The organism is Pseudomonas sp. KU43P (assembly GCF_033095865.1).
Taxonomy (GTDB): Bacteria; Pseudomonadota; Gammaproteobacteria; order Pseudomonadales; family Pseudomonadaceae; genus Aquipseudomonas.
On record NZ_AP019365.1, the window covers coordinates 5,367,501 to 5,384,374 of the forward strand.

The following is a 16,874-nucleotide window of genomic DNA, read 5'->3' on the forward strand; positions in this document are numbered from 1 at the left end:
CGGAATTCTTAACCAGGCCTGCGCGATTCAGCACCGCAGCGATCGGCAAGCTTTCTGCCGCCGCAACCTCAACCTCAGGCAAGTCTTCTGGCAACTCACCTTCCTTCATACGGTTACCCGCCGCGCGGTGAGCATTGGCCGCAGCCTCTTCGCCATGGAAACGCGCAACGATCTCTTCCGCAAGCTTGATCTTGATATCACGCGGGTTGGCGCCATTAGCCACATCGACACGGAACTGCTCGATCTCTTCCATCGAGCGGAAGCTCAGCAACTCGAAGTAACGCCACATCAGCGTGTCCGGAATCGACACCAGCTTGCTGTACATCACTCCAGGCGCCTCCTGGATGCCGACGTAGTTGCCCAGCGACTTGGACATCTTCTTCACGCCGTCCAGCCCCTCGAGCAGCGGCATGGTCACGATGTTCTGCGCCTCCTGGCCGTAGGCACGCTGCAGCTCGCGCCCCATCAGCAGGTTGAACTTCTGATCGGTGCCGCCCAATTCCACGTCAGCCCTCAGCGCTACCGAGTCGTAGCCCTGTACCAGCGGGTAAAGGAATTCGTGAATGGCAATCGGCTGATTGGTGGTGTAACGCTTGTCGAAGTCATCGCGCTCGAGCATACGCGCAACGGTGTACTGCGATGCCAGGCGAATGAAGTCGGCCGGGGTCAGCTTGTCCATCCAGGTGGAGTTGAAGGCGACTTCGGTCTTGGCCGGGTCAAGGATCTTGAACACCTGCTGCTTATAGGTCTCGGCATTGTCCAGCACCTGCTCGCGCGTCAGCGGCGGACGCGTGGCGCTCTTGCCGCTTGGGTCACCGATCATCCCGGTGAAGTCACCGATCAGAAAGATCACCTGATGCCCCAGCTCCTGGAACTGGCGCAGCTTGTTGATCAGCACCGTATGCCCCAGGTGCAGATCGGGCGCAGTTGGGTCGAAGCCTGCCTTGATGCGCAGAGGTTGGCCGCGCTTGAGCTTCTCCACCAGTTCCGACTCGACCAACACTTCTTCCGCACCGCGCTTGATAAGCGCCAGCTGCTCTTCAACCGACTTCATAAACAGACCCGCTAGGCTCAGATTCAAGGGGAGCCAACCATACAAGATCGGCCATCAAATACAAGTTTCGCAATGGAATGTGACCTGACCGCAGCGTTGCGGCGTCTACGCGCCCTTGCGTGAAAGTGGATTTGGTTATATTTTATACAGTTATTTCATCTTCATCATGTCATTCATCTTTTCCATATTCACTTTTCTTCAAAGTCACCTTACCTATGACCAACGAAACGCCTAAAGCGCCCCCGCTTTATCCGAAAAGCCATCTGTTGGCCGCCAGCGGCATCGCCGCCCTGCTCAGCCTGGCCCTGCTGGTATTTCCGTCCAGCGAAGTAGAAGCAAAGAAAACTACCCTCAGCCTGGAACTGGAAAGCCCGGCCGAACAATTAAAGGACGAGTCCAACGCCGCCCCACTGGTACAAGTCGAGGGCGATCAGGGCACGCCGTTCGCGCAGATCGAAGGCGCGCAGCCCACTACCGAACAAGCCGCCCAGGAAGCACCTGCTGCCGAGCAGAAACCAGAAGCCAAAGACCCCAGTCATCGCGAAGTCACGGTGGCACGAGGCGACACCTTGTCGACGCTGTTCGCCAAGGTAGGCCTGCCGGCCAACGCGGTCCATGACCTGTTGGCCAGCAACAAGCAGGCCAAGCAATTCAGCCAGCTTAAGCATGGTCAGGTGCTTCAGTTCGAACTCGACAAGGATGGCCAACTGGCCAGCCTGCACAGCAAGGTCAGCAACCTTGAAACCATTCGCCTGACCAAGAGCGCCAAGGGCTTTACCTTCGATCGTGAAATCAGCAAGCCGGTGGTGCGCACCGCCTACGCCCACGGCGTGATCAAGAGTTCGCTGTCAGCTTCGGCCCAACGGGCGGGGCTTTCCCACAGCATGACCATGGACATGGCCAAAGTGCTCGGCTACGACATCGACTTCGCCCAGGACATCCGCCAGGGTGACGAGTTCGACGTGGTCTACGAGCAGAAGGTCATGGACGGCAAGGTGGTCGGCACCGGCAACATCCTCTCCGCCCGCTTCACCAACCGCGGCAAGACCTACACCGCCGTGCGCTACACCAACAAGCAGGGCAACACCAGCTACTACACCGCCGACGGCAATAGCCTGCGCAAGGCATTCATCCGTACTCCGGTTGATTTCGCTCGCATCAGCTCGCGCTTCTCCGCCGGGCGCAAGCACCCGATCCTGAACAAGATCCGTGCGCACAAAGGCGTCGACTATGCCGCTCCCCGGGGCACACCGATCAAGGCTGCCGGTGACGGCCGCATCGAGTTGGCGGGCCGTCGCGGCGGCTACGGCAACACGGTGATCATTGCCCACGGCAACAGCTACAAGACGCTCTACGGACACATGCAGGGCTTTGCCAAGGGCATCAAGACCGGCAGCAATGTGAAGCAGGGCCAGATCATCGGCTACATCGGCACCACCGGCCTGTCCACGGGCCCGCACCTGCACTATGAGTTCCAGGTGAATGGCGTGCACGTCGACCCACTGAGCCAGAAAGTGCCTATGGCCGACCCGATCGCCAAGGCCGAACGCCAGCGGTTCCTGCAGCAGAGCCAACCCCTGATCGCCCGCATGGATCAGGAAAAGGCCACCATGCTCGCAGCGAACAAGCGCTGACCTCATGGCGCTCTACCTGGGGGTGATGTCCGGCACCAGCCTCGATGGCCTGGACATTGCCCTGATAGAACAAGGCGAGCAGCCAGAACTGCTCGCCACTCACTACGTACCGATGCCCTCCGACCTGCGACAGGCGCTCCTCAGCCTTTGCAGCAGCGGCCCGGACGAGATCGCTCGTGCCGCCCTGGCGGAAAACCGCTGGGCTAGCCTGGCGGCTGAAGGCATCCAGCGATTGCTGGCAAACCAGGGCCTGCAAGCCGGCAATATCCGCGCGATCGGCAGCCATGGGCAAACTATCCGCCACGAACCGGCCAAGGGCTTTACTGTGCAGATCGGTAACCCGGCATTGCTCGCCGAGCTCACCAACATCAGCGTGGTTGCCGACTTCCGTCGCCGCGACGTGGCCGCCGGGGGCCAGGGTGCACCGCTGGTTCCAGCCTTCCATGAAACCCTGTTCAGCCACCTTGGAAAGCGCCTGGCGATCCTCAATGTTGGTGGTTTCAGCAACTTGAGCCTGATCGAGCAGGACAACCCAGTACAGGGTTTTGACTGCGGCCCTGGCAATGTACTGCTGGACGCCTGGATCGAGCACAAGCGCGGCCATACCTATGATGCAGACGGTGCCTGGGCGGCCAGCGGCGTAGTACAGCCCGACCTGCTGAACGCGCTGTCGAGCGACCCGTTCTTCGCCGGCAGCGGGCCGAAGAGCACTGGCCGCGAGGTATTCAACCTGCCCTGGTTGAATAGCCACCTGGCCCGCCTGCCGGCCTACCGTGACGAAGACGTTCAGGCCACTTTGCTGGAACTGACGGCGCGCAGCATCATCGACGCGCTGCTAAGCGCCCAGCTGGGCACTGAAGCTTTGCTGGTGTGCGGCGGTGGCGCCCGCAATGGAAGATTGATGGCTCGCCTTGCCGCGCTGCTGCCCAATGCTCAGGTTGCCAGTACCGGCGCGCACGGTATCGACCCGGACTGGGTCGAGGCCATGGCCTTTGCCTGGCTTGCCCATTGCTGCCTTGAAGGCATCGCCGCCAATCGCCCCAGCGTCACCGCCGCCAAGGGCCTACGCGTGCTCGGTGCGATCTACCCGGCCTGACAGGCCATTTCACAATGCAAAACGCCGCGCTTGTGCGCGGCGTTTTCATATCATCCGGCTTCAGATCGAGAACGAGGAACCACAGCCACAAGTAGTGGATGCATTCGGGTTCTTGATCACGAAGCGCGAACCTTCCAGACCTTCCTGATAGTCCACCTCGGCGCCTGCCAGGTACTGGAAGCTCATCGGATCGACCACCAAGGACACACCCTCGCGCTCGACGATGGTGTCATCCTCGGCCACATCTTCATCGAAGGTGAAACCGTACTGGAAGCCCGAGCAACCGCCACCAGTCACGAACACACGCAACTTCAGGCGATCGTTGCCTTCCTCGGAAACCAGGGTCTTCACCTTTTGCGCTGCCCCCTGGGTGAATTCCAAAGCCGTGGGGGTGAAGGTTTCGACGCTCATGTAGATTCTCCCGGCGCAGTGCCGCCATAAAACTCGATGACGCGCATTATCCGCTTCTCCGAGAAAATCGGTCAAGAATTGTGCGGCTTTAGTCGCGGCAGACAAAAAGGCCCGCACTGGGCGGGCCTCTTTGACAAACCTGCGCTTACGGCAGCAGGCCAGCGTGGGACAGGCCCATGCGCTCGTCCAGGCCGAACAGGATGTTCAGGTTCTGCACTGCCTGGCCTGAAGCCCCTTTCACCAGGTTGTCGATCACCGACAGCACCACCACCAGATCCCCACCCTGTGGGCGATGAACGGCAATACGGCAAACGTTGGCACCACGTACGCTGCGGGTCTCCGGGTGGCTGCCCGCCGGCATCACGTCGACGAACGGCTCATCGGCATAGCGTTTTTCGAACAGCGCCTGCAGGTCGACCGAGGTATCGGCGACGGTCGCGTAGAGGGTGGCATGGATGCCACGAATCATCGGGGTCAGATGCGGTACGAAGGTCAAGCCGATGTCCTTGCCCGCAGCCAGGCGCAGGCCTTGGCTGATTTCCGGCAGATGGCGATGCCCCTTCACCGCGTAGGCCTTCATGCTTTCCCCAGCTTCACAGAACAGCGAACCCACGGCCGCACCACGGCCGGCACCGCTGACGCCCGACTTGCAGTCGGCGATCAAGCGTGCCGGGTCGGCCAAGCCAGCCTCGAGCAGTGGCAGGAAACCAAGCTGGGTAGCGGTGGGGTAACAGCCCGGCACCGCGATCAGGCGTGCTTCGCGGATCTTGTCGCGGTTCACTTCCGGCAGGCCGTAGACCGCATCCTTGAGCAGCTCGGGCGCACCGTGCGGCTGACCGTACCATTTGCCCCACTCGGTGGCGTCCTGCAGGCGGAAGTCGGCGGACAGGTCGATGACTTTGGTCCCAGCCGCAAGCAGCTCGCCAGCCAGCGCATGGGCAACGCCGTGCGGGGTGGCGAAGAACACCACGTCGCAGGCCGCCAGGGTCTTGCTGTCCGGCACACTGAATGCCAGGCCGTCGTAGTGGCCGCGCAAGTTTGGATACATGTCGGCGACCGCCACGCCCGCTTCGGAACGCGAAGTGATGACCGCCACTTCGGCCTGTGGATGCTGCGCCAGCAGACGCAACAGTTCGACGCCGGTGTAACCCGTGCCGCCGACGATACCGACCTTGATCATAACGCTTGCCCCTTTTATCAACGAGCCGACTGGAAAGCGCACGATAATAGGGGGGCCAGGCGCCTGTAACAACTCTTCGGGTGACCCTTCGGGCACTTGGCCTCTACTATCTGACGACCGTGAAAACCTGAAGGAACTCCCTCCATGCTTTATCTATGGATCAAAGCGCTGCATATCGTCAGCGTGGTCTGCTGGTTCGCCGGCCTGTTCTACCTGCCTCGTCTGTTCGTCTACCACGCCCAAAGCCAGGACAGCATCAGCCAGGAACGCTTCGTCACCATGGAGCGCAAGCTGTACCGCGGCATCATGAACCCGGCAATGATCGCCACATATGTGTTCGGAGCCTGGATGCTATACCTCACGCCCGGCTGGCTGAGCCAAGGCTGGCTGCATGCCAAGCTGACCCTGGTGATCCTGCTGACTGGCTACCACCACGTATGCGGCGCTCAACGCAAACGCTTCGCCAGCGGTACCAATACTCGCGGTCACGTCTACTACCGTTGGTTCAACGAAGTGCCGGTGCTGTTCCTCTTGGGCATCGTGATCCTCGTGGTGGTCAAACCGTTCTGACACACATCGTTCTGCACTGGAGCCTTGCCCATGTCTTTGCCTGCCTCGCTCGAACAACGCCTGCGCTTGCCCGTGGTCGCCGCCCCCATGTTCCTGATATCCAACCCTGATCTGGTCCTGGCCTGCTGTGGTAATGGCATCGTGGGCAGCTTCCCGGCCCTGAACCAGCGCGACAGTGCCGGTTTCAAGGCCTGGCTCGAAGAGATCGAGGCCGGCCTGGCAAAGCTGCATGAACCCGCTCCCTATGCCGTGAACCTGATCGTTCACCCCACCAACCCACGCCTGCAGGCAGACCTGGCACTGTGCGTGGAGCATCGTGTGCCGATCGTCATCACCAGCCTGGGTGCGGTGAAGGAAGTGGTGGATGCGGTACACAACTACGGCGGCCTCGTGTTCCATGACGTGACTACCCGCCGGCATGCAGAAAAAGCTGCCGAGGCCGGCGTCGATGGCCTGATCGCGGTGGCGGCGGGCGCTGGCGGGCATGCCGGTACCTGGAGCCCGTTCGCCCTGGCGGCCGAAATTCGCCAGTTCTTCGACAAGACCCTGTTACTGGCTGGTTGCATCAACCACGGCCACGAGATTCTGGCTGCCCAGTTGCTGGGGGCCGACCTGGCCTACATGGGCACTCGTTTCATCGCCACCCGCGAAAGCCATGCGCAGGATGCCTACAAACAGATGCTGCTCGATGCCCAAGCCGCTGACATCATTCACACGCCTGCGGTTTCGGGCATACCGGCGAGCTTCCTGCGGCCAAGCCTGGAACAGGCCGGTTACGACATGGCGGCGCTGAAAGCGGGGCACGAACAGGGCAAGCTCAAGCCCCTCGATGACGAAGCGAAAGTGTGGAAGACCGTCTGGTCTGCCGGCCAGGGCGTAGGCGAGATCCATGACCTGCCCACTACTGCCACACTGATCGAGCGCCTTCACGGTGAGTACCATGCAGCGCTCGAACGCAGCCAGTCATTAAGCGTCAAGGCCTTGTAGCAAAAGGCAACACCTTGCCTGGCCAAGTTGTACACTAAGCGCCCTCTTCAGCCCCCAGGAGCCTTGCATGACCCGTTACGCCATGATCACCGGTGCTTCCAGCGGCCTGGGCCTGGCCCTGGCGGAAGCCCTGGCGCGGCGTGGGCGCAATCTGATCCTGGTGGCACGCCATCGCGAAACACTGGAGCCGGTAGCCATCGAGCTGACCCAGCGCTTCGGCGTCGAGGTACTGTTTCGCGCCTGCGATCTGAGCCAGCCGCTGCGCCTGTCAGGTTTCGTGCTCGAGCTGGAAGAGGGCGAGCGACGCATCGACCTGCTGGTAAATTGCGCCGGCCAACGCACCTATGGCCCATTCCTGGCCCACGAATGGGCTGATGAGCAGGACCTGCTTGAGGTCAACATCCTTGCCTTGAGCCGCCTCTGCCACGCCATCGGCAACCTGATGGCGGTGCAAGGTGGCGGGCAGATCCTCAATGTGGCCGGCCTGGCTGCTGCTGCGCCCGGCCCCTGGATGGCCACCTACGCGGCAAGCAAGGCGTATGTGCTGAGTTTCAGCGAAGCACTGCGCGAAGAGCTCAAGCCCACCGGCATCAAGGTTTCGGTACTGTGCCCTGGCCCGGTGCGTTCGGCACTTCGGCGCATTCCACGGCTCGACGGCAACAGCCGCTGCCTGAGTCCCGAGGAAGTGGCCCTGTACACCGTGCGCGCCCTGGCAAAGAACCGCGCCCTGATCATGCCAGTGCGGCGCAACCGCTGGCTGGCCTTCGCCCCGCGCCTGTTGCCGCGCTGGCTGGCGCGCAAGTTGGCAGGCTTCATTCACCGCCGTTACTGCCCGGTCGGCATGGAATAGCCTCTGGGCGAGCGGCGTCTTGCTGAGTACACTCGGCCCGACCCTCACCATGGAGCAAGTGCTGTGGACGATTTATTCCTCAAAATCATCAACCGGGAAATCCCGGCGGATATCATCTACGAAGACGACCAGATTCTGGCCTTCAAGGATATCGCCCCCGCGGCGCCAGTACACTTTCTGGTCATCCCGAAGAAACACATCCGCACCCTCAACGACCTGACCGAAGAGGACAAGGCCCTGGCCGGCCATATCCTGTTCACTGCCCAGCGCCTGGCCGTCGAGCAAGGTTGTGAAGAAGGTTTCCGCGTGGTCATGAACTGCAACCCGAAGGGTGGCCAGACCGTCTACCACATCCATATGCATGTGCTCGGCCAACGCCAGATGAACTGGCCACCGGGCTGACCCAAGGCAAGCCCCTCCCGGGCGATTGAGGTAAACTGTCGGGCATCACTTCAGCGGAGGTGCCCGATGGCCACCGAACGTCACTATTCGCCGCTCGACCGCTTGTTGCTGCAGGCAGATACCGCCATGCGCACCTTGCTGCCCTTCAGCGGCCAACCGTCCCGGCCCTCCCCGGCCATCATCCAGCCGGATGTCGAACTGGACGAGAACCAAACCCGCCATGTGGCCGGGCTGATGCGCATCAACCATACCGGCGAAGTCTGCGCCCAGGCGCTCTACCAGGGCCAGGCCCTGACTGCCAAGCTGCCGCAGGTGCGCAAGGCGATGGAACATGCAGCCGAGGAAGAAGTCGACCACCTGGCCTGGTGCGAACAGCGCATCCGCCAGCTCGGCAGCCACCCAAGCGTGCTCAACCCGCTGTTCTATGGCATGTCCTTCGGCATCGGCGCTCTTGCCGGCCTGGTCAGCGACAAGGTCAGCCTGGGTTTCGTCGCCGCTACCGAGCACCAAGTATGCAAGCACCTGGACGAACACCTCGAACAGATTCCCCACGAAGATGAAAAATCCCGCGCAATCCTCGAACAGATGCGCGTGGATGAAGAGCATCACGCCGAGTCGGCTCTCGAGGCCGGCGGCTATCGCTTCCCCGCTCCGGTACGCTTCGGCATGAGCTTGATGGCCAAGGTCATGACCAAGAGCACCTACCGCATTTAAGGGCACGCCCATGACGGACCGCATAGACGCCAAGGATCTGGCGCGAGCCGTGCAAGCCGGCATTCTCCAGCCGGGCCAGGACCAGGCCCTGCTGGACTTCCTGCGTCATCAGCCCGCCTCGCGCGGCAGTTTTCAGCTGGCTCACGTTGCCTTCTACTTCGGCGCCCTGCTGATAATGGGCGCCATGGGCTGGCTGCTCACCGAGGCCTGGATGCGCATCGGCGACTGGGCCCTGATGGCCATCGCTGCCTTGTACATCGCCTTGCTAACCGTCTTCGCACTGAACCTGCAGAGGCGCCAGCAACCCGTTGCCGCTGGCGTGCTGGCGGCCGTGGCAGTGAGCATTGTGCCATTAGCAGTGTTCGCCCTCGAACGGCTGGCTGGCTGGTGGCCGCTGGACGATGCACAAACTGACTATCACCAGTACTACACCTACGTTCAGGGTGGCTGGCTGGTGATGGAGTTAGCCACGGTGCTCGCCGGCTTGCTGATGCTGCGGCTGATTCCCTATCCATTCATCGTGATGCCCATTGCGATCGCGCTGTGGTTCATGTCGATGGACCTGAGCGAGTGGATATTTGGCTCGTCGTTCAGCTGGGAGCAGCGACGCACGGTTTCGCTGTGGTTCGGGCTGGGGTTGTTGCTGGTGTTTCTGCTTATCGACGGCCGTACCCGCGAGGACTATGCCCACTGGGGTTACCTGGCGGGACTGGCAGCGTTCTGGGGCGGGTTGACGATGATGGAAAGCGACAGCGAACTGGGCAAGGCGCTGTACTGCCTGATCAACCTCGGCCTGATGGGCATGGCTGTGCTGCTTCGTCGGCCGGTGTTCATGGTGTTCGGGGCGCTGGGGGTGGCGGCCTATCTCGGCTATCTGTCTTACGAGGTGTTTGCCGAATCGCTGCTGTTCCCGGTGGTGCTGACGCTGATCGGACTCGGTGTCATCGGCTTAGGGCTGGGGTATCAGAAGCGGCGGGAGCAGTTGAGCCAGGCCGTAAGGCGCCGGCTACCGGGGTGGTTGCTGGTGGCCTTGCCAGCCTTGCGCAATTGAAGAATGCCGGAGCCGCTTCACGGCCCCGGAAAAATCAGGATCAACCCAGCTCTACAATCTCGTACCCGTGGGTGATTTCCACACCCGCTCGCTCCAGCATGATCGACGCCGAGCAATACTTCTCCGCCGACAGCTCCACCGCACGCTTGACCTGAGCCTCTTTCAGCCCACGGCCTTTGACCACGAAGTTCATGTGGATCTTGGTGAAGACTTTCGGGTCCTCACTGGCGCGCTCGGCTTCAAGAAAGGCTTCGCAGCTCTCCACCGCCTGCCGGGATTTCTTCAGAATGCTCACCACGTCGAAGCTGCTGCAGCCACCCAGGCCGAGCAGGAGCATTTCCATCGGGCGCACGCCCAGGTTACGGCCGCCAGCCTCAGGCGGGCCATCCATCACCACCACATGGCCGCTCCCCGATTCGCCGAGGAACATCGCTTCACCGGCCCACTGGATGCGTGCCTTCATCTGTCCTTACTCCTGGAATTCGCAAAAGGGTGTCAGCTTAAGCCTTGTATGGCTGTCGGAAAAGCTCAATGCACGTCGCATTTGTGCCGAAACATCCTGCAGTGTCTGATAAGCTGGCGCCAATTGACTGGCGCGTCGCGTCAAGCAATGACTAACAAGAGCCTATGCGTCGCATCGAACAGGATTTCGTGATGGTTGCCTCAGCCCTACCCGCCAAGATCAAGAACATCGACAAGCTGCTGGTGCATTGCCAGCGCCGCCGCTACACCGCCAAGAGCAACATCATCTGTGCCGGTGATCGTGCCGAAACCTTGTCGTTCATCATCAAGGGCTCAGTAACCATCCTGATCGAGGACGACGAAGGTCACGAGATGATCATCGCCTACCTCAACAATGGCGATTTCTTCGGTGAACTGGGGTTGTTCGAGCCAGCGAACAGCGACCAGCAGCGTAGTGCCTGGGTACGTGCCAAGACCGAATGTGAAGTGGCAGAGATCAGCTATGACAAGTTTCGCGAGCTGACCCGCCAGGACCCTGAAATCCTCTATGCCCTCGGCAGCCAGATGGCTCAGCGCCTGCGCAATACCACGCGCAAGGTCGGCGACCTGGCCTTCTTCGATGTGACCGGCCGGGTTGCCCGTTGCCTGCTCGACCTGTGCAAGCAGCCGGATGCGATGACCCACCCGGATGGCATGCAGATCAAGATCACCCGCCAGGAAATCGGCCGCATCGTCGGCTGTTCGCGGGAGATGGTCGGCCGCGTCCTCAAGGATCTCGAAGAGCGCAGCCTGGTGCAGGTCAAAGGCAAGACCATGGTGGTCTACGGCACCCGTTAATCCTTGGGCAGCGCCGCCAGCACATCGTTGTAGGCCCGTGACAACCTTTCGAACCAAGGCGCCTCGGGCACGACTTCGTGCAGTGCGATATGGCTATCGGCACGGCAGCGCTGGTCAAGTTCGCAACATTCATTGAAACGGTTGACCGCAGCGACCATCGACTCGCGCTCGTTATCCAGCAGCAGCGCGCCATGTACCAGTACGACCGGGCGCTTGCCGCCCAGCCCCTGGCGCCAGCGCTGCGCCGTACCAACCAGCTTGCGACCGTTCAGGTTGACGTTGTAACGACCATCACAGAAGGCGCCATCGATCTCACCCACCGAAGCCACACCACCCCATTCACGCAATACATCGCACAGTGGCAGGCAAAGGCGCTCATAGGCGTTTTCGATACGGCCGTGGTCGCCTTCGCTGCGCGGGGCGACATACACCAGCGCAACGTTCACCGTCGAGTGGGACTGAGGCACAGGCTCTCCGCCGGTTTCGCGCAACAACACCGGCCAGCCTGCGATGGCCAGTTCCGAGCAGGCGGCTTCGAAGTTGTCCAGGCGGCTCATGCGCCGGGGCATGACCAGAGCGTGGTCGGTCGGGCGCCAGAACAGCACACCACTTTCATGCTCGCCGCGGCAGACGGCGGCCAGCAACTCCTGTTCGGCGTGAAGGCCCTGTTCGACGGTCAGCGCCAGAGGTTGGTCAGTCATTGTCCACCTTTGATGTGGTTGCTACTTGCCCCGCGAAGAGGTCGGAGCAGACATACAAAAAAGCCGGCGTGAGCCGGCTTCGTTTCAATCAGTCCAGTTGCTGAACATTCTTCTTCACCTGATCAGGGAAGAACAGCCGCTGCAACTCCAGCCCTGGCTGCTCGGCCCGCATGAACGCCTCGCCGACCAGGAACGAGTACACCTCGTTGATTTCCATCAGCTCGACATCCGCACGATTGAGAATGCCGCTTTCAGTAATGGCCAGGCGATCACGCGGAATACGCGGCAACAAATCGAGGGTGGTTTCCAGGCTGACATCGAAGGTGTGCAGATTACGGTTGTTGACACCCACCAACGGTGTGTCGAGTGTCTTCAAGGCACGCTCAAGCTCATCACCGTCATGCACTTCGACGAGGACGTCCAGGCCGACGTCCTTGGCGGTAGCGGCCAATTCGCCCATCTTCACATCATCCAGCGCCGACACGATCAGCAGCACGCAGTCGGCACCGAGTGCACGGGCTTCGACGATCTGGTACGGGTCGACCATGAAATCCTTGCGGATCACCGGCAGCGATACTGCGGCACGGGCCTGCTTCAGGTACTCGTCAGCGCCCTGGAAGTAATCCACATCGGTCAGCACCGACAGGCAGGTCGCTCCGCCTTTCTCATAGCTGACAGCAATGTCCGCAGGCACGAAGTTCTCGCGGATCACACCTTTGCTCGGCGAAGCCTTCTTGATCTCGGCGATGACTGCCGGCTTCTTGCGCTTGGCCTGTTCGATCAGGGCATTGGCGAAACCACGCGGCGCATCGGCGGCCTTGGCAAGGCGCTCCAGCTCGGCAAGGCTGACGCGCGCGCTGCGTTCGGCCACTTCCTGGAATTTACGGGCAATGATCCTTTCCAGCACCGTCGGCACACTCATGCTTCGTTCTCCACCTTGAATACCGCCGTAAAGGCACCCAACTCCTGCAGTTTCTCCCAGGCCAACCCGGTGTGCAGAACGTCGTGGGCCAGTTCCACACCGGCCTTGAGGCTCATGGCGTGGTCTGCGGCATACAATGCCGCGCCTGCGTTGAGCACAATCATCTCGGCCGCTTTCTGGCCATTTTCAGTCTTGCGGCGGCCCAGAGCGTCGCGGATCAACTCCAGCGAAGCTTGCGGGTTCTCGACGGCCAGGCCATGCAGGCTCTGGCTCTTCATGCCGAGGTCTTCCGGTTCGACCCAGTATTCGGTGATTTCATCGTTCTTCAGTTCGGCAACGAACGTCGGCGCGGCCAGGCTGAACTCGTCCAGGCCGTCCTTCGAATGCACCACCAGCACATGCTTGCTGCCCAGGCGCTGAAGCACTTCGGCCAGCGGGCGGCACAGCGCCTGGGTGAACACGCCTACCACCTGATGCTTCACTCCGGCCGGATTCGTAAGCGGGCCGAGCATGTTGAACAAGGTACGCAGGCTCAGATCACGACGCGGGCCGGCGGCGTACTTCATCGCAGTATGATGGCTCTGCGCGAACATGAAGCCGATGCCGAGGCTGTCGATGCAGCGTGCAACCTGGACGGGCGTCAGGTTCAGGTAGATACCTGCGGCCTCCAGCAGGTCGGCGCTGCCGCTCTTGCCGGACACCGCGCGGTTGCCGTGCTTGGCAACCGTGCAACCCGCTGCCGCCAGGACGAAAGAAGAGGCAGTGGAAACGTTGAAGATGTTGGCGCCGTCACCGCCGGTACCAACGATATCGACCACGCCATCGAGGCTTTTCAGTTCGACCTTGTCGGCCAGCTCGCGCATGACCGATACCGCGCCGACGATTTCGTCGATGCTCTCGCTCTTCATGCGCATGCCCATCAGAAAGGCACCGATCTGCGCTTCGCTGCACTGGCCAGTCATGATCTGGCGCATCACATCGCGCATTTCCTCGGTGCTCAGGTCCAGGTGGCCGACGATACGGCTCAACGCGCTCTTGATATCCATGTTCGATCCTTAGCGGCGGCCGCCGGTCTGCTTGAGGAAGTTGGCGAACAGCTCGTGGCCCTGCTCGGTGAGGATGGACTCGGGGTGGAACTGTACCCCTTCGATATTCAGCGTCTTGTGACGCAGCCCCATGATCTCGTCGACCGAGCCATCATCGTGGGCGGTCCAGGCGGTCACTTCCAGGCAATCGGGCAGCGTCTCGCGCTTGACCACCAGGGAATGGTAGCGGGTCACCGTCAGCGGGTTGTTGAGGCTGGCGAAAACGCCAAGGTCGCGGTGGTAGACCGGGCTGGTCTTGCCGTGCATCACCTGGCGGGCGCGCACCACGTCACCACCGAACGCCTGGCCGATGGACTGGTGGCCCAGGCACACGCCGAGGATTGGCAGTTTGCCGGCAAAATGCAGGATGGCCTCGATGGATACACCTGCTTCGCTTGGCGTGCATGGGCCCGGAGAAACGACGATGCGCTCGGGGTTGAGGGCTTCGATGTCGGCAATGGACATTTCATCGTTGCGAATGACCTTCACCTCGGCACCCAGCTCGCCAAGGTACTGCACGACGTTGTAGGTGAATGAGTCGTAGTTGTCGATCATCAGTAACATCGGTTGAACCTCTTGAATCTACTGACTTTGAATTCGAACCTTCCCCGGCCACGCGCATAGGCAGTGGATGTTCAAGCAAACAGGAAGGTAAACGGGGGCGGGCCGGACGGGCCGGCAGGGGATAAAGTCAGGCGCGCCAACGCCAACGGGCGTGGGCCTTGATTACGCGCATCAAGAGTTTGCTGACGATCAACACGGGATAGGTCTCGCTCATACGTCCCGGCACAGTAGCTTACCGGCGCGGCGGGCGCAATATGCCCGTAAACACGGGGAAACGAATGGACTTGGAAGGCTTGCCCGGCGATTTGCTAAGGTCGATCGGGTTGCTTCCATAAAAACAATGAAAAGGATGTTCACCGATGCGCAAAGCTCCGCTGCTGAGTTTCGCCCTTGCCTCGCTGGCTCTGGCGTGTGGCCAGGCACTCGCGACCCCCTCCCCTTACTCCACCCTGATCGTGTTCGGAGACAGCCTCAGCGATGCCGGGCAATTTCCCGACCTGACGGGCGGTACATCAGGTTCACGCTTCACCAACCGTGATGCTCAGGGCAATTTCGCACCCGTATCTCCGATGATTCTCGGTAGCAAACTGGGCTTCGGCGCCAGCGAACTGGGCCCGTCGACATCACCCGGCAACGCGGCCCAGGGTCTACCCGACGGCAACAACTGGGCCGTCGGCGGCTATACCACCGAACAGATCCTGGCATCGATCACCAATACCTCCGAAACAGTCATCCCTCCCGGCCAACCAGGGGCCGGGACGGTGCTGCGGGAGCGGCCGGGCTACCTCGCCAACGGCCTGCGGGCCGACCCCGATGCGCTCTACTACCTGACCGGCGGGGGCAACGACTTCCTTCAAGGTCTGGTCAACACCCCCGCCGATGCCGCAGCTGCCGGTGCTCGCCTGGCGGCCAGTGCCCAGGCCCTGCAGCAGGGTGGCGCACGCTACATCATGGTCTGGCTGCTGCCCGACCTGGGCCAGACGCCAAACTTCAGCGGTACGCCCTTGCAGAACCCACTGTCGCAACTCTCCGGCGTATTCAACCAGTCGCTGATCAACCAGCTCGGCCAGATCGACGCCGAGATCATTCCGTTGAACATTCCGCTATTGCTCAACGAAGCACTGGCCAACCCGACCGATTTCGGCCTGGCCGGCGGCCAGAACCTCGTGGGCACCTGCTACAGCGGCAGCAACTGCGTGGAAAACCCTGTGTACGGCATCAACGGCCTCACCCCCGACCCAACCAAGCTGCTGTTCAACGACTCTGTACACCCGACCATCGCCGGCCAACAGCTGATCGCCGACTACGCCTACTCGATTCTTGCTGCCCCGTGGGAACTGACACTGCTGCCGGAAATGGGCCACGCCAGCCTGCGTGCTCACCAGGACGAGCTGCGTAACCAGTGGCAGACGCCCTGGCAGGCTGTGGGGCAATGGCAGGCCTTCGTCAGCGCTGGCGCCCAGTTCCTGGACTTCGATGACCAGCGCAGCGCGGCCAGTGCAAACGGGCATGGCTACAACCTGACCCTTGGAGGTAGCTATCGGCTGACTGATGCTTGGCGTCTGGGGCTGGCTGGCGGTGTTTATCGGCAGAAACTGGAAGCAGGCCAACAGGATTCGGACTACAAGCTCGACAGCTATCTGGCCACAGCCTTCGCCCAGTTCCGTCAGGACCGTTGGTGGGCCGATGCTGCGCTGACGGCGGGGCATCTGGATTACCGCGACCTCAAGCGCACCTTCGCGCTAGGCGTGAATGACCGTAGCGAGAAAGGCGACACCGATGGCGAAGCCTGGGCTGTGACGGGTCGGCTGGGATACAACCTGGCGACCGAGGCCAGCAGTTGGCAGCTGGCACCGTTCATCAGCGCCGATTACGCCCGAGTGAAAGTGGATGGTTATGACGAGAAGAGCGTGCGTTCGACGGCCTTGGGCTTCGATGACCAGGATCGCACTTCGCGGCGCCTGGGCGTGGGGATGCTCGGGAGCGTGCAAGTGCTGGCGAATACCAGGCTTATCGCCGAGGTCGCACAAGAGCATGAATTCGAGGATGACCAACAGGATGTGACTCTGCACCTGACAACGCTACCCGCCAACGATTTCACCCTGACCGGGTACACGCCGCACAGCGACCTCACCAGAGCCAGCCTGGGGGTGAGCCATGAGTTGTTGGCAGGGGTGCATCTACGGGGGCATTACAACTGGCGCAAGAGTGACGATCTGACCCAACAAGGGGTGAGCCTGGGGGTCAGCGTCGACTTTTGAATCGCCGCTCCCACAAGTACACCACAGCCATTGCAGGCAGTGGCTTACCTGCGGGAGCCGGCAAGCCGGCTCTCAAAGGCTTCTCAGGGCGCC

At 61.5% G+C, this 16,874-nt stretch carries 18 protein-coding genes (1 of these 18 only partly in view); 10 read left to right on the top strand and 8 right to left on the bottom strand.

Annotation, left to right across the window (positions count from 1 at the left end; translation table 11 throughout):
* A protein-coding gene (gene tyrS / locus KU43P_RS24660) for a tyrosine--tRNA ligase (protein ID WP_317660064.1) crosses the window boundary here: on the bottom strand, nucleotides 1-1,054 show its 5' portion. It extends 146 nt beyond the left edge of the window; the window shows 1,054 of its 1,200 coding nt (coding positions 1-1,054); the start codon lies at nucleotides 1,052-1,054; its stop codon lies off the left edge, out of view.
* Between the two features lie 215 nt (nucleotides 1,055-1,269).
* On the opposite strand from tyrS, the gene KU43P_RS24665 reads away from it, so the two are divergent.
* Both KU43P_RS24665 and KU43P_RS24670 read left to right on the top strand, forming a co-directional pair.
* Nucleotides 1,270-2,688, top strand: a complete 1,419-nt coding sequence (locus KU43P_RS24665; RefSeq protein WP_317660065.1) for a peptidoglycan DD-metalloendopeptidase family protein — start codon at nucleotides 1,270-1,272, stop codon at nucleotides 2,686-2,688.
* Nucleotides 2,689-2,692: 4 nt separating this feature from the next.
* On the top strand, nucleotides 2,693-3,784 hold the full coding sequence (locus KU43P_RS24670) for an anhydro-N-acetylmuramic acid kinase (RefSeq protein WP_317660066.1): 1,092 nt from the start codon (nucleotides 2,693-2,695) through the stop codon (nucleotides 3,782-3,784).
* Between the two features lie 60 nt (nucleotides 3,785-3,844).
* Here the strand turns inward: KU43P_RS24670 and erpA are convergent, their stop codons facing one another.
* Complete coding sequence (erpA, locus tag KU43P_RS24675) at nucleotides 3,845-4,195, bottom strand: iron-sulfur cluster insertion protein ErpA (protein WP_317660067.1); 351 nt, start codon at nucleotides 4,193-4,195, stop codon at nucleotides 3,845-3,847.
* Nucleotides 4,196-4,340: 145 nt separating this feature from the next.
* On the bottom strand, nucleotides 4,341-5,375 hold the full coding sequence (gene argC, locus KU43P_RS24680) for an N-acetyl-gamma-glutamyl-phosphate reductase (RefSeq protein ID WP_317660068.1): 1,035 nt from the start codon (nucleotides 5,373-5,375) through the stop codon (nucleotides 4,341-4,343).
* 144 nt (nucleotides 5,376-5,519) lie between these two features.
* On the opposite strand from argC, the gene hemJ reads away from it, so the two are divergent.
* From hemJ to KU43P_RS24710, 6 genes are all read left to right on the top strand, one after another.
* Nucleotides 5,520-5,945, top strand: coding sequence for a protoporphyrinogen oxidase HemJ (gene hemJ / locus KU43P_RS24685; protein WP_317660069.1), 426 nt, complete (start codon nucleotides 5,520-5,522; stop codon nucleotides 5,943-5,945).
* Between the two features lie 30 nt (nucleotides 5,946-5,975).
* Complete coding sequence (locus KU43P_RS24690) at nucleotides 5,976-6,932, top strand: NAD(P)H-dependent flavin oxidoreductase (protein WP_317660070.1); 957 nt, start codon at nucleotides 5,976-5,978, stop codon at nucleotides 6,930-6,932.
* A gap of 67 nt (nucleotides 6,933-6,999) precedes the next feature.
* The gene (locus KU43P_RS24695; protein WP_317660071.1) at nucleotides 7,000-7,782 is read left to right on the top strand and encodes an SDR family NAD(P)-dependent oxidoreductase; all 783 of its coding nucleotides are present in this window, start codon (nucleotides 7,000-7,002) and stop codon (nucleotides 7,780-7,782) included.
* Nucleotides 7,783-7,845: 63 nt separating this feature from the next.
* Nucleotides 7,846-8,184, top strand: a complete 339-nt coding sequence (locus tag KU43P_RS24700; RefSeq protein ID WP_003255518.1) for a histidine triad nucleotide-binding protein — start codon at nucleotides 7,846-7,848, stop codon at nucleotides 8,182-8,184.
* A gap of 66 nt (nucleotides 8,185-8,250) precedes the next feature.
* Complete coding sequence (gene coq7 / locus KU43P_RS24705; RefSeq protein ID WP_317660072.1) at nucleotides 8,251-8,898, top strand: 2-polyprenyl-3-methyl-6-methoxy-1,4-benzoquinone monooxygenase; 648 nt, start codon at nucleotides 8,251-8,253, stop codon at nucleotides 8,896-8,898.
* A 10-nt stretch (nucleotides 8,899-8,908) separates the two neighbouring features.
* A complete protein-coding gene (locus KU43P_RS24710; RefSeq protein ID WP_317660073.1) occupies nucleotides 8,909-9,949 on the top strand; it encodes a DUF2157 domain-containing protein in 1,041 nt (346 codons plus the stop codon).
* A 40-nt stretch (nucleotides 9,950-9,989) separates the two neighbouring features.
* On the opposite strand, the gene KU43P_RS24715 is transcribed toward KU43P_RS24710, so the two are convergent.
* Nucleotides 9,990-10,412, bottom strand: coding sequence for an OsmC family protein (locus tag KU43P_RS24715; protein WP_004376171.1), 423 nt, complete (start codon nucleotides 10,410-10,412; stop codon nucleotides 9,990-9,992).
* A gap of 191 nt (nucleotides 10,413-10,603) precedes the next feature.
* Here KU43P_RS24715 and crp point away from each other — a divergent pair, with 191 nt between their 5' ends.
* Entirely contained in the window at nucleotides 10,604-11,248 is a 645-nt protein-coding gene (gene crp / locus KU43P_RS24720) for a cAMP-activated global transcriptional regulator CRP (protein WP_317660074.1), read from the top strand.
* On the opposite strand, the gene KU43P_RS24725 is transcribed toward crp, so the two are convergent.
* From KU43P_RS24725 to KU43P_RS24740, 4 genes are all read right to left on the bottom strand, one after another.
* Nucleotides 11,245-11,949, bottom strand: coding sequence for a biotin/lipoate A/B protein ligase family protein (locus KU43P_RS24725; protein ID WP_317660075.1), 705 nt, complete (start codon nucleotides 11,947-11,949; stop codon nucleotides 11,245-11,247). The two genes, crp and KU43P_RS24725, sit on opposite strands and share 4 nt — an antisense overlap.
* Nucleotides 11,950-12,037: 88 nt before the next feature.
* Complete coding sequence (gene trpC / locus KU43P_RS24730; RefSeq protein WP_317660076.1) at nucleotides 12,038-12,871, bottom strand: indole-3-glycerol phosphate synthase TrpC; 834 nt, start codon at nucleotides 12,869-12,871, stop codon at nucleotides 12,038-12,040.
* Entirely contained in the window at nucleotides 12,868-13,917 is a 1,050-nt protein-coding gene (gene trpD, locus KU43P_RS24735; protein WP_317660077.1) for an anthranilate phosphoribosyltransferase, read from the bottom strand. Before trpD ends, trpC begins: the two co-directional genes overlap by 4 nt.
* 9 nt (nucleotides 13,918-13,926) lie before the next feature.
* A complete protein-coding gene (locus KU43P_RS24740; RefSeq protein ID WP_317660078.1) occupies nucleotides 13,927-14,520 on the bottom strand; it encodes an aminodeoxychorismate/anthranilate synthase component II in 594 nt (197 codons plus the stop codon).
* Between the two features lie 359 nt (nucleotides 14,521-14,879).
* Here KU43P_RS24740 and estP point away from each other — a divergent pair, with 359 nt between their 5' ends.
* Entirely contained in the window at nucleotides 14,880-16,781 is a 1,902-nt protein-coding gene (gene estP, locus KU43P_RS24745; protein WP_317660079.1) for an esterase EstP, read from the top strand.
* Nucleotides 16,782-16,874 lie beyond the last annotated feature (93 nt).

Coding starts and splice junctions, on each gene's coding strand:
- estP (WP_317660079.1), top strand. CDS start 14,880: ATGCGCAAAGCTCCGCTGCTGAGTTTCGCCCTTGCCTCGCTGGCTCTG.
- trpC (WP_317660076.1), bottom strand. CDS start 12,871: ATGAGTGTGCCGACGGTGCTGGAAAGGATCATTGCCCGTAAATTCCAG.
- KU43P_RS24725 (WP_317660075.1), bottom strand. CDS start 11,949: ATGACTGACCAACCTCTGGCGCTGACCGTCGAACAGGGCCTTCACGCC.
- coq7 (WP_317660072.1), top strand. CDS start 8,251: ATGGCCACCGAACGTCACTATTCGCCGCTCGACCGCTTGTTGCTGCAG.
- KU43P_RS24665 (WP_317660065.1), top strand. CDS start 1,270: ATGACCAACGAAACGCCTAAAGCGCCCCCGCTTTATCCGAAAAGCCAT.
- KU43P_RS24710 (WP_317660073.1), top strand. CDS start 8,909: ATGACGGACCGCATAGACGCCAAGGATCTGGCGCGAGCCGTGCAAGCC.
- crp (WP_317660074.1), top strand. CDS start 10,604: ATGGTTGCCTCAGCCCTACCCGCCAAGATCAAGAACATCGACAAGCTG.
- KU43P_RS24670 (WP_317660066.1), top strand. CDS start 2,693: ATGGCGCTCTACCTGGGGGTGATGTCCGGCACCAGCCTCGATGGCCTG.
- trpD (WP_317660077.1), bottom strand. CDS start 13,917: ATGGATATCAAGAGCGCGTTGAGCCGTATCGTCGGCCACCTGGACCTG.
- hemJ (WP_317660069.1), top strand. CDS start 5,520: ATGCTTTATCTATGGATCAAAGCGCTGCATATCGTCAGCGTGGTCTGC.
- argC (WP_317660068.1), bottom strand. CDS start 5,375: ATGATCAAGGTCGGTATCGTCGGCGGCACGGGTTACACCGGCGTCGAA.
- KU43P_RS24695 (WP_317660071.1), top strand. CDS start 7,000: ATGACCCGTTACGCCATGATCACCGGTGCTTCCAGCGGCCTGGGCCTG.
- erpA (WP_317660067.1), bottom strand. CDS start 4,195: ATGAGCGTCGAAACCTTCACCCCCACGGCTTTGGAATTCACCCAGGGG.
- KU43P_RS24740 (WP_317660078.1), bottom strand. CDS start 14,520: ATGTTACTGATGATCGACAACTACGACTCATTCACCTACAACGTCGTG.
- KU43P_RS24690 (WP_317660070.1), top strand. CDS start 5,976: ATGTCTTTGCCTGCCTCGCTCGAACAACGCCTGCGCTTGCCCGTGGTC.
- KU43P_RS24715 (WP_004376171.1), bottom strand. CDS start 10,412: ATGAAGGCACGCATCCAGTGGGCCGGTGAAGCGATGTTCCTCGGCGAA.